The following is a 10612-nucleotide window of genomic DNA, read 5'->3' as shown; positions in this document are numbered from 1 at the left end:
TACGGCACATCCAACTTCGACCCGCCCTTATCGACGGATGCCTGGCCGGCACCGGCCTGCGACTCACCCCACCGACTCCACCCTGAAAGCCTCAGTAGCCGTGCTGGCGAGGCCTCTCCGGAGATCGAGAGGCCGGGGCGCTGCGGAGGAGATGGACGATGGAGGTTTCCGACGACGTGCTGGAGCGGTTGCGCGAGTGGGAGGTGGACCACGTCTTCGCCTTCCCCGGCGACGGGATCAACGGCCTGCTGGCCGCTTGGGGCCGCGCTGAGAACAAGCCGCAGTTCGTGCAGGCCCGGCACGAGGAGATGGCCGCGTTCGAGGCGGTCGGGTACGCGAAGTTCTCCGGGCGCACCGGGGTGTGCGTGGCCACTTCTGGGCCGGGGGCGATCCATCTGCTGAACGGTCTCTACGACGCCAAGCTCGACCACGTGCCGGTGGTGGCGATCGTCGGGCAGACCGATCGCAGCGCGATGGGCGGCTCCTACCAGCAGGAGGTCGACCTGGTCAGCCTGTTCAAGGACGTGGCCTCGGCGTTCTGCGAGATGATCACTGTCCCCGCCCAACTGCCCAACGTGCTGGACCGGGCGATGCGCATCGCGGCGACCCGCCGCACCGTGACCGCGGTGATCGTCCCGGCCGACGTGCAGGAGCTGGACTACGAGCCCCCGGCGCACGCCTTCAAGCAGGTTCCGTCCAGTCTCGGCCTTCCCCGGTACGCCCCGGTCCCCGCCGAGGACGACCTCGTGCGGGCGGCGGAGATCCTCAACGCCGGCGAGAAGGTCGCGATGCTGATCGGGCAGGGCGCGCGCCGTGCCCGCCCGGAGGTCGAGCAGATCGCTGACCTCCTCGGTGCCGGCGTCGCCAAAGCGCTGCTCGGAAAGGACGCGCTGCCGGACACCCTGCCGTACGTGACCGGGTCGATCGGCCTGCTCGGCCCCCGCCCGTCCTACGAGATGATGCGCGACTGCGACACCCTTCTCGTGGTCGGCTCCAGCTTCCCCTACACCCAGTTCCTGCCCGAGTTCGATCAGGCCAGGGCCGTGCAGATCGACATCGACCCGTCCATGGTGGGCTTGCGCTACCCCTTCGAGGTCAACCTCGTCGGCGATGCCGGCGAGACACTGCGCCGGCTGCTCCCGATGCTGGACCGCAAGGCTCACGGTGCGTGGCGCAAGACGATCGAGGACAACGCCGCCCGCTGGTGGGAGGTCATGCAACGTCGCGCCGAGGTGTCCGCGGACCCGGTGAACCCCGAGTACGTGGTGCACGCCCTCGACGCGCTGCTGCCCGACAACGCGATCCTCGCCGCCGACTCCGGCTCATCCGCGAACTGGTACGCCCGGCACCTGCGGATGCGCGGCGACATGCGCGGCTCGTTGTCGGGGACGCTGGCGACGATGGGCCCGGGCGTGCCCTACGTGATCGGCGCCAAGTTCGCCCGTCCCGACCGGCCCGCCATCGCGATCGTCGGCGATGGCGCCATGCAGATGAACGGCCTCGCCGAGCTGATCACCGCCGCGAAGTACTACCGGCAGTGGTCCGACCCGCGCCTGGTCGTCGCGGTACTGAACAACCACGACCTGAACAGGTCACCTGGGAGATGCGCGCGATGCAGGGCGCCCCGCAGTTCGAGCCGTCGCAGAGCCTTCCGGACGTGCGGTACGCCGACATCGCCCAGTCGTTCGGGCTGCAGGGGGTGCGGGTGGAGCGGCCGGAGGACGTGGAGACGGCGTGGCGTCGGGCGCTCGCGGCGGACCGGCCGTTCGTCATCGACTTCCGCACCGACCCGGCGGTGCCGCCGATCCCGCCGCACGCCACCTGGGACCAGATCAAGGCCGCCGCCATGTCGGTCCTCAAGGGCGACAGCGACCGGGGATCGGTGGTCCAGCAGGGCGTGAAGGCGAAGATCCAGGAGTTCCTGCCCGGCAACGGACGGAGCTGACCCGGTGGACCGGCAGCGACAGCGTGGATCCGACCGCGTGCGGCTGGTGCCTTTGGTTGACACATAGCGGGGATAGTTGTCACCAAGATCAACTGCGAGTGGAGCGGAAGGCTGGCAATGAGCTGAGGCGCGAAGAGTAGCCAAGCTGCCGCCCGTATCGACACGTTGCCGACCGACCGCCAGTTGGGTGCCGTCCGACGCTGTGACGGTCAGGGCGGCGCACGCCCGTGGGGGTGTGTCGTGCACCGCCCGACAACCGGCTTAACGAGTGGGCCGCGGGTCAGGTTGCGGGCGGTCCGCGCTACCCGGGCTGGCCCGCAGGGCGTTTGGCACGTAGTGGCACGTGAGTCCTGCTCGCCCATGCCGAGCAATCGGTCCAGCGGACGGGTGGACTGCTCGGAGTCCACCATCCAGGCCCAGCATGCCGTCCACCGACAGCACCTGGACCGGGGTGTTTCTCTGCCCGGGGCGGCGGGCACGTGGAGGTGCGGCTGGTAGTCGCCGCAGCTGCGCAACGCGAACATCCCGGCGCCGCCTATCGGATTACCGCGCCTCGGCACCGGTCCGGGCCTGGAGTCCTCTGTCCACGGCCGGCGGTTCTCCCGATGGCGCCGAAGCCCGCAGTGGCGGTGCAGCGGAAAACCTCCAGGTCGGTTCCGAGAGAACCTGGAGCTCGGGTTGCCTTGATGGGCCATTCGGGGGTATACGGACTGGTAGGGGTCTCCGGGTACCAACGGGCCGAGGCCGTTACGGCGGACCCGGAGCTGAATAGGGTGAAGTGTCGGCCGAGGAGGTGTCGGCAGTGATCACGGAACTGACTCTGGAGCGTGTGGAGTTCACCTGCGGCCATTGCTGGCATCAGTGGAGCATCGACTACGACGTCCAGCACTACCGCGACGGCGAAGGGCGTGACTGGGAGTACTTCTCCCGGGACGGGATCGCTGTGGACTCGCCCTACACCCCTGCGGGTGCGCCGCCGTGTCCCGAGTGCGGGCGCCACTGGGTGGGGCGCTGTGCGGCCCGCCGTCTGATCCCCACGCCGCCGGGTGCGCTCGACACGCCCCGCCAGCCGATCATGGATGGGGCGGGTCACCGGCCGGAGCGGCGCGGCGCGCCGATGCTCGCTGCGCGGGCCCACCGTCAGCCGGACCAGCTCGGCCCGCCCGCTTCCGGGGCGGTCGAGGCGGCCTCGCCCGTGCGGAAGGTGGAGTCGCAGGGTGGCGCCGGTGAGGGGGTGTGAGGCGATGGCGAGGCTGACGGTCGAAGGTGCGGACCTGGTGGTGCGGCTGATCTGGTGGGAGCGGCTCGTGGCGCGCTCGGGACCGGTTCGGGTGCCGCTTGCGGCGGTGGAGAAGGTCACGGTCACCCGGGAGCCGTGGAGGGTTGTTCGCGGGGTACGCGAGAGCGGCGTGCTGGTGCCCGGCCGGCTGTGCCTGGGGGTGTGGCGCCATCCCGGCGGCCGGGATTTCGTGGCCCTGCGCCCGTTCACGGACGTCGTGGTGAGCGTCGACCTGCGTCGGCCTTCTCCGTTCGCGCGCATCGCGGTCCACTCGACCGAGGCGCCGCAAACGGTGGCCGATCTGCGCACGGCGGTGAGCCGGGCCGCTGTCGCGGCGGACGGGCGCGATGAGGACATCCCCGGGGCGATGCCGGAGCCCGAGAAGCCGCTGGCCCGGCCCGGCGGCCGATGGGCGGGCGTTCCGGCCCACGCCTGAACACCGGCCTGCATCGCATGGGGCGCGGGCGATAAGGAGGTCGCCGTGATGCCGACGGAGCGAATGCCGCGTGAGATCGCGGTAGCGGCAGCCGACGAGATCCGCCGCCTCAACGAGTGCACCGGCCGGCCCGGCGCCTATCCGTATCCGACGGATGTCCATCACACGGTCGGCGCACTGGCGGGCCTGCTGGAGCAGCTTCCCCGCACACTGCACCAGCTCGCGGCGGGTCTGAACGCGATCGACCCGGAACATCTCGCGGTCCTGGAGGATCCGCCGACTCCGGTGCAGAAGCAGGCCGACGTCGCCTACGAGCTGGGATGCGCGATCGCGGCGATCGAACGCGCCGGAACCCATCTGCGCCAAGCGCAACACACCGCCGCGGAGCTGGTCTACACCGGACCGGTCCCAGGAGTCTGACCGGCGGCGAGTCTGACCGGCGGCCGGTTGCCGCGCTTACGCGCGAGTCGTGGCAGCGCCCGCGGTGCGCGGCACCCGGCGTCAGCCTGTCCGGGTTCAGCCAGATCGGCGGGGTTCGACCAGGTCGGTGAGGCCGAGAAGGTCGAACAGCCGGGCGACGAGCGGGGCCCGCACATCCGTGACCTTCAGGACGACGCCGTCCTCCTGTGCCTGGCGGTGGAGCCGTTCCAGGGCGTCCGCGCCCGAGCAGTCGCAGAACCTCACCTGCGCGAAGTCGAGGTCGACGCGCCTGGGCCGGCGCGCCAGGCACTCCTTGACGCGGCTCTCGAGCTCGGGTGCGGTGGCGAGGTCGATCTCGCCCGTGACCGCGACGGTGACCTCGCCGTCCCACCGGGAGACGGCGGTACGGAAGTCGTTGCCGTTCACAGCCATGGCTCCACCTCCCACAGCCGGTGCACCATCCACTCCCAGAGGTCGACGGGACCATCCCGCGCCCACGCCGACGCACCCGGCGGTGCGACCCGCACCGGGCCCACCCGCACGAGCGGTTCCGGTCCTCGCCGCATCACTGCGCCGGTGGGAGTGGGCGCCGCGTGCCAGGGCGCTGCGCCACCGGGTTCCCGGATGATGCGTACGGACACCCGCCGGCCCGTGGTCGGGGGGCGGGCCGAGGCGCGGCCGGCCTCCGGGTGGGGCCGGGCAGTCTCATGTTCGGCGTCGTATGCGGCCCGCAGCTCGGGATCGTGCAGGACCGCGTAGGCGGCGACCACCGCGCCGAGTCGCTGCGCCGATCCCGGCTCGACGGGGCGGGTGTCGGGGTGCAGCAGCCGGATCAGGCTGCGATAGGCCGAGGTGACCTGCCGAGCGGACGCCGTGGGCTCCAGTCCCAGCACCGCGTAGTGATCGCGTCGGTCTTGCGATCCTGTCATGGCGGACCACCTCCCGGGTGACCCCGGCAAACCTCCTCATTGACCTGGATAGAACCTTGGCCAGCACTTGTCAAGATGTCCGAAATGGGGCTGTACGGACGAGCGGCCGACAGCGGAGATCGGCGGCGGGACGCTCGCGGCCGACGTCGGCGACCTGTCTCGGCACAGTGAACGTGGCCCGGGTGCCGCCCGTGCCACAACGGCGCGTCCGGCACCCGGCGCCAGGATCCGGAGGGCAGGCCTTCAAGGTGCCCTCGACTACCGGGTGTGGGTCAGGCGCACGGCCTGCCATCGTTCACCGGGCCGCAGCCCATCGGCGGGCCTCGTTGCGGCTCTTGGAGACGACGGCGGCGTAGCAGCTGCCGGGCAGGTCGGTGGCCCAGTCGAAGGCGTCGAGGCTGATGCCGTGCCGGGCGGCGGCTTGGAGCATGTCGGCGAGCAGGGCGGTCGCCGCGGCCTTGTCCTGCTCGGTTCCCGGGTTGCTGCGCCGTTCGGCGGCGTCGTCGATCCGGTCCGGCAGGTGGCGGTTGCGGGCCACGGCGCGGTAGCAGCTGCCGGGCAGGTCGGTGGCCCAGTCGAAGCTGGCGAGTGTGATGCCGTGCCGGGCGGCGGCTTGGAGCATGTCGGCGAGCAGGGCGGTCGCCGCGGCCTTGTCCTGCTCGGTGCCCTGGTCGGGGCGTCGCTCGGCGGCGGCGTTGATCCGGTCTTCCGGGGTGCGGTTCCTTGAGACGGTGCGGTAGCAGCTGCCGGGGAGGTCGGTGACCAGGTCGAGGGTGTCGAGGTTGATGTCGTGCTGGGCGGCGGCTTGGAGCATGTCGGCCAGCAGGGCGGTCGCCGCGGCCTTGTCCTGCTCGGTGCCGTTTTGGGGGTGCCGCTCGGCGGCGGCCTGGATGCGGTCGGCCAGGGTGCGGTTCCTGCGGTCGGTGTACTCGTACACGCTTGGGGTCTCCTTGGTCGGTTCGAGTGGCCGTCGGCAGCGGCCGGTTCCCGTTGCCTGCTGCCGAAGCGGCCGGGTGAGGTGCAGCCACAGGGGCTCCTCATGCCGGCGAGGACAGCGGTGCTCTGCTCATGACTCCTGGAATGGGCACGCCACCGCGCCACGCCTGCTCGATCGGGCCTGACGGTGCGCGATCCGGTGGCGCCCTGTGCGGTGTTGGCCCGCCTGGGTGACGTTTCCTGTCCGGGGTGGGGTGCGGCGGGCCGGGGCCGCGTCGTGCCGCGGCCGGCCGCACCCCGTGCCGTTACAGGGTGTGGGTCAGTCGGTCGGCGAGCAGGCGGGTGAAGCGAGTGGGGTCGGGAAGGTCGCCGCCTTCGGCGAGCAGGGCGCTGCCGTGGAGGAGTTCGGCGATCTCGGGTAGCGCGGGGTTGTCGGGGTTGGCCTGGTGTGCCGTGCGCAGGGCGGTGATCAGCGGGTGGGTGGGGTTGAGTTCCAGGGTCCGCTTGACGGAGGGCAGTTCCTGTCCCATCGCCCGGTACATCTTCTCCAGGGTGGGGGTCATGTCGTGGGCGTCGCCGACGATGCAGGCCGCCGAGGTCGTCAGCCGGGAGGACAGGCGGACCTGCTTGACGTGCTCGGACAGGGTGGTGGTCATCCAGGGCAGCAGTGCGGCGAAGTCCTGCTCGTGCTGGGCCTTGTCGGCGTTGGCCTCCTGGTCGGCGTCGGCGGGTTCGTCGAGGTCGACCTGGCCCTTGGCAATGGACTGCAGGCGGTGGCCGTCGAAGGCCGGGATCCGGTCGGTCCAGACCTCGTCGACGGGGTCGGTGAGGATGATGACCTCGTAGCCCTTGGCTGCGAACGCCTCCATGTGGGGGGAGTTCTCCACCATCGCGCGGCTCTCGCCGGTGAGGTAGTAGATGGCGTCCTGGCCGTCCTTCATGCGCGCCACGTACTCGCGCAGGGTGGTGGTCTTCTCCGGATCGTGCGTGGAGGCGGCCGAGACCAGTTCGAGGAGGGTGTCGGTGTTGTCGGTGTCCTCGATCAGGCCTTCCTTCAGCACGCGGCCGAACTGGGCCCACAGCTTGGCGTAGCGTTCGGCGTCCTTGCCCTGCATGTCCTTGATCGCGCCGAGGACCTTCTTGACCAGCCGGCGGCGCACGCCCTGGATCTGCCGGTCGTGCTGCAGGATCTCGCGGGAGATGTTCAGCGACAGGTCGTGCGCGTCGACGACGCCCTTGACGAAGCGCAGGTAGTTGGGCATCAGCGCGTCGCAGTCGTCCATGATGAACACCCGCTTGACGTACAGCTGGACGCCGCGCCGGGCGTCGAGGGAGAACAGGTCGAACGGTGCCTGCGAGGGGATGAACAGCAGCGCCTCGTACTCGAAGGTGCCCTCGGCGCGCATGTGGACGGTTGCGGCGGGCTCCAGCCAGTCGTGGCTGATCTGCTGGTAGAACTCGTGGTACTCGGCCTCGGTCACCTCGCTGCGCGGCCGGGCCCACAGCGCCTTCATCGAGTTCAGCGTCTCCAGGGCATCGCCGCCGTCGGCGTCGGTGCGCTCGGTGGCCATCCGGATCGGCCAGCGGATGAAGTCCGAGTACTGCTTGACGATCTGGCGGATCTTCCACTCGGACAGGTAGTCGGCGAGGCCGTCCTCGCTGTCGGCGGGCTTGAGGTGCAGGGTGACCGAGGTGCCGGTGGGCAGGCCGTCGACGGCCTGGATGTCGTAGGTGCCCTGGCCGTCGGACTGCCACAAGGTGCCGGAGTCGGTGCCGGCCCGCCGGGTTCGCAGTGTGACCTTGTCGGCGACCATGAACGCCGAGTAGAAGCCGACGCCGAACTGCCCGATCAGGCTCTGCGCGGCGGCGGCGTCCTTGGCTTCCTTGAGCTTGTCCAGCAGGCCGGCGGTGCCGGACTTGGCGATCGTGCCGATCAGCTCGACGATGTCGTCCCGGCTCATGCCGATCCCGTTGTCGCGGATGGTCAGCGTGCGGGCGCCCCGGTCGACTTCGAGGGCGATGTGCAGGTCGGAGGCGTCGGCCTGGAGGCCGGAGTCGGTCAGCGATTCCAGTCGCAGCTTGTCCAGTGCGTCGGAGGCGTTCGAGATCAGCTCGCGCAGGAAGATGTCCTTGTTCGAGTAGATCGAGTGGATCACCAACCGGAGCAACTGACGGGTCTCGGCCTGGAATTCCAGCGTCTCGACAGTGCTACCCACTCTGGGTCTCCTTTTCCGGGTGAGGTGTGGGGAACGGGTTCGGCGTGAGCCCTGACGGCTCGCGCCTGCGGCAGCGGCATGGTAGGTGACCGTGGCTGCACGTGGCGCACTCCGGTCGTCGGGGATCGGGCGGCCAGGTCTCGGACGGGGGGACCCCGAGACGGTCGGCGAGGTCCTGGCGCACGGTGTCGAGCCTGCGCAGGCAGGCGTCGATGGAGGCGATGGCGGAGCCGGTCTCGGTCCGCATGCGGATGCCCACGGTCTCGAGCTGGTCCTGGAGTCTCTGCCAGCGTTCTTCGGCGGCGGCGACGGGGTCAGGTGCGCCGTTGGTCGCTGTCATGGCGGAGTTGGTCGGTGTGGCGGGTGAGGTCGTCGAGGCGGGCGGCGAGGTGGGGGTGGCCCGTGCCGAGGTGGGGGCGCATCGCGGCGAGCGGAGCTATCAGGCCGACCGGGTCGGGGGTGCCGAGGGCGGTGGTGAGGTCGGCGAGTGCAGGGCGAGCCTGGGGGGAGAGGTCGGCGAGTGCGGCGACCTGGGCGGCGAGCACGCGCAGGTCGGCGGCATGGTTGCGGGCCCAGGCGGTGACGGCGCGGTCCGCGGCCCGGCGGTCGCGGACCGCTTTGACGCGCTCGGCGCCGGTCTCCGCGCCGGCGGAGGGGCTCTTGGTGGGGCGCAGGCGCAGGTAGCGGTTCTCGGCGGCCTGGCGGCTGGCGACGCCCATGGGCTGGGCGAGGTCAGCCCAGGTGGCGCCTGCGGCGCGGGCGGTCTCCACCAGTGGGGCCTCCCAGTCGGCGAGCTGGGTGCGCAGCTCCCGCAGCAGTACCAGCGCGGCCAGGGCCTGTTCGGCACCGCCTTCCCGCGTGTCCTGGTCCGCGGGACGGCCGGGTTCCCGGGCGGTGCGGACGGCGTCGTCGATGGCGGCGAGCGCCGCGGCGGCAGCGAGGAAGGAGACCGGATCGGGCCTGGCGGCGGACTTCGGGGGCTTCTTGCTCATGCTGTCATTCTACGGACGACGCTCTACGTTTGTCATCGGATGGATGACGTGTTACAACGGTGTCAGGTGAAGCGCACTGGCACCCATTCGATCAGTGGAGGTGTTTCGCGATGCTGCTGCGCACTGACCCGTTCCGCGAGCTGGACCGGCTGACCCAGCAGTTCTTCAACACGACCGGCACCTGGTCGCGGCCGACTCCGATGCCGCTGGACGCCTACCGCGCCGGTGACGAGTACGTGATCTGCTTCGACCTGCCGGGTGTGGACCCGGAGGCGATCGACATCGACGTCGAGCGGAACATGGTGACCGTCAAGGCCGAGCGCCGTCCCCGCCACGAGGGCGAGGACGTGAAGTGGGAGCTGTCCGAGCGTCCGCTCGGCGTGTTCTCCCGCCAGGTCATGCTCTCCGACACGCTCGACCCCGAGGGGATCAGCGCCGACTACGACGCCGGCGTGCTGACCCTGAAGGTCCCGGTCGCCGAGAAGGCCAAGCCCCGCAAGATCGCCATCGGCCACAGCGGTGGCCGCAAGGAGATCAAGGCCTGACCGCGTCCCTGTGCCGTTCCGTGCCGTCCCCGCCCCCCCGAGGGGACGGCGCGGAACATCCCCGTATCCGGCCCCGCAACCCCCGGTCGGGCCCGCGCCATCGCGACTGGCGACGCCGTGCGCGATGGGCGGCCGGCACCGCTGGTGGTGAGGGTCGGCGGTGAGATCGACCTCGCCGCCGCCCCGCGGCTTCGCCGCCGGCTGACCACCGTGCTTGAGGCGCGCCGGGAGGTGGTGCTCGACCTGTCGGAGGTGACGTTCATGGACTGCTCGGGCCTGGGCGTCCTCGTACGGGCCCGCAACCAGGCCGACCGCAGCGGTAAGCGCCTGGTCCTGCGTGGGGTCGGCCGGCCTGTGGCCCGGCTGCTCAAGCTCACCGGCCTCAGCCGCCGCCTGGCCGGCGAATTCTGATCGGCCCCCCGCGCCCGCACCCCGGCAGGGACCTGGTCCTTGCCGGGAGGAAGGGAGGAATGCGCGGTGACTCTTCGATGGGAGGCGTTCTTGGACCGGGTCCAGGAACGCGGAGAGTACGACACACCCCAGGACGCCGAGCGCGCGGCCCGTGTCGTGCTGGCCCTGCTCGGCGCCCACCTAGTCGGCGACGTGCGCGCGAAGCTCGCGGCCCGTCTGCCCGAGACCTTCGCCCTGATCCTGCTCAACCCCCTGCAAGCCGCCGAACCGCTCAGTCCCAAACGGTTCGTGCGCGCGACTGCCGCCTGGATCGAGGGCGCCACCGAGAAGACCGCCGTGTGGGACATCGGAGCCGTGCTGTCCACGGTGGCCGACGCCGCCGGCGACGACCTCATGGAGGGTGTCCTGTTCCAGCTGCCGCCCGGCTACGACGTCCTGTTCGGCCGCCCTGCCCCCGGCCACCGACCCTGACCCGCTTTCGTGCCGCCGCCCACACGGCGGCG

At 70.9% G+C, this 10612-nt stretch carries 11 protein-coding genes and 1 pseudogene; 7 read left to right on the top strand and 5 right to left on the bottom strand.

The window, feature by feature from the left end; genetic code table 11:
• Positions 1–158 precede the first annotated feature (158 nt).
• The 4 genes and pseudogenes from IF01_RS43080 to IF01_RS0138800 all read left to right on the top strand — a co-directional run bounded on the left by IF01_RS43080 (position 159) and on the right by IF01_RS0138800 (position 4080).
• A pseudogene (locus tag IF01_RS43080) lies at positions 159–1945 on the top strand (thiamine pyrophosphate-requiring protein).
• A gap of 802 nt (positions 1946–2747) precedes the next feature.
• Positions 2748–3185 carry a hypothetical protein gene (locus IF01_RS0138810; RefSeq protein ID WP_051757092.1) on the top strand — a complete coding sequence of 146 codons (438 nt, stop codon included), beginning with the start codon at positions 2748–2750 and terminating at the stop codon, positions 3183–3185.
• A 4-nt stretch (positions 3186–3189) separates the two neighbouring features.
• On the top strand, positions 3190–3660 hold the full coding sequence (locus IF01_RS0138805; RefSeq protein ID WP_157855473.1) for a hypothetical protein: 471 nt from the start codon (positions 3190–3192) through the stop codon (positions 3658–3660).
• Positions 3661–3705: 45 nt separating this feature from the next.
• On the top strand, positions 3706–4080 hold the full coding sequence (locus IF01_RS0138800; RefSeq protein WP_157855472.1) for a hypothetical protein: 375 nt from the start codon (positions 3706–3708) through the stop codon (positions 4078–4080).
• Between the two features lie 96 nt (positions 4081–4176).
• Here the strand turns inward: IF01_RS0138800 and IF01_RS0138795 are convergent, their stop codons facing one another.
• The 5 genes from IF01_RS0138795 to IF01_RS0138770 all read right to left on the bottom strand — a co-directional run bounded on the left by IF01_RS0138795 (position 4177) and on the right by IF01_RS0138770 (position 9153).
• Positions 4177–4512, bottom strand: coding sequence for an STAS domain-containing protein (locus IF01_RS0138795; protein ID WP_063764416.1), 336 nt, complete (start codon positions 4510–4512; stop codon positions 4177–4179).
• Entirely contained in the window at positions 4503–5009 is a 507-nt protein-coding gene (locus IF01_RS44730; protein WP_078880707.1) for a J domain-containing protein, read from the bottom strand. Before IF01_RS44730 ends, IF01_RS0138795 begins: the two co-directional genes overlap by 10 nt.
• Before the next feature lie 295 nt (positions 5010–5304).
• Positions 5305–5946, bottom strand: a complete 642-nt coding sequence (locus IF01_RS0138785; protein WP_030398353.1) for a hypothetical protein — start codon at positions 5944–5946, stop codon at positions 5305–5307.
• A gap of 304 nt (positions 5947–6250) precedes the next feature.
• Positions 6251–8161 carry a molecular chaperone HtpG gene (htpG, locus tag IF01_RS0138780; RefSeq protein WP_030398352.1) on the bottom strand — a complete coding sequence of 637 codons (1911 nt, stop codon included), beginning with the start codon at positions 8159–8161 and terminating at the stop codon, positions 6251–6253.
• A 314-nt stretch (positions 8162–8475) separates the two neighbouring features.
• Complete coding sequence (locus IF01_RS0138770; protein ID WP_030398350.1) at positions 8476–9153, bottom strand: hypothetical protein; 678 nt, start codon at positions 9151–9153, stop codon at positions 8476–8478.
• 110 nt (positions 9154–9263) lie between these two features.
• On the opposite strand from IF01_RS0138770, the gene IF01_RS0138765 reads away from it, so the two are divergent.
• The 3 genes from IF01_RS0138765 to IF01_RS0138750 all read left to right on the top strand — a co-directional run bounded on the left by IF01_RS0138765 (position 9264) and on the right by IF01_RS0138750 (position 10580).
• On the top strand, positions 9264–9698 hold the full coding sequence (locus tag IF01_RS0138765) for an Hsp20/alpha crystallin family protein (protein ID WP_030398349.1): 435 nt from the start codon (positions 9264–9266) through the stop codon (positions 9696–9698).
• 117 nt (positions 9699–9815) lie between these two features.
• Positions 9816–10109: an STAS domain-containing protein gene (locus IF01_RS0138755; protein ID WP_030398348.1), complete on the top strand. Its 294-nt coding sequence runs from the start codon at positions 9816–9818 to the stop codon at positions 10107–10109.
• 66 nt (positions 10110–10175) lie between these two features.
• Entirely contained in the window at positions 10176–10580 is a 405-nt protein-coding gene (locus IF01_RS0138750) for a DUF2267 domain-containing protein (RefSeq protein ID WP_030398347.1), read from the top strand.
• Positions 10581–10612: the final 32 nt, after the last annotated feature.

Source organism: Kitasatospora purpeofusca (genome assembly GCF_000718025.1).
In the GTDB taxonomy this organism is placed as follows: domain Bacteria; phylum Actinomycetota; class Actinomycetes; order Streptomycetales; family Streptomycetaceae; genus Kitasatospora; species Kitasatospora purpeofusca.
The sequence above is the reverse complement of the archived record's forward strand: the minus strand, read 5'-3'. Positions and strand labels throughout refer to the sequence as shown.

Bases quoted from the DNA above. Each gene is read 5' to 3' on its own strand.
- IF01_RS0138805 (WP_157855473.1), top strand. From the start codon at position 3,190: ATGGCGAGGCTGACGGTCGAAGGTGCGGACCTGGTGGTGCGGCTGATC.
- IF01_RS0138795 (WP_063764416.1), bottom strand. From the start codon at position 4,512: ATGGCTGTGAACGGCAACGACTTCCGTACCGCCGTCTCCCGGTGGGAC.
- IF01_RS44730 (WP_078880707.1), bottom strand. From the start codon at position 5,009: ATGACAGGATCGCAAGACCGACGCGATCACTACGCGGTGCTGGGACTG.
- IF01_RS0138770 (WP_030398350.1), bottom strand. From the start codon at position 9,153: ATGAGCAAGAAGCCCCCGAAGTCCGCCGCCAGGCCCGATCCGGTCTCC.
- IF01_RS0138765 (WP_030398349.1), top strand. From the start codon at position 9,264: ATGCTGCTGCGCACTGACCCGTTCCGCGAGCTGGACCGGCTGACCCAG.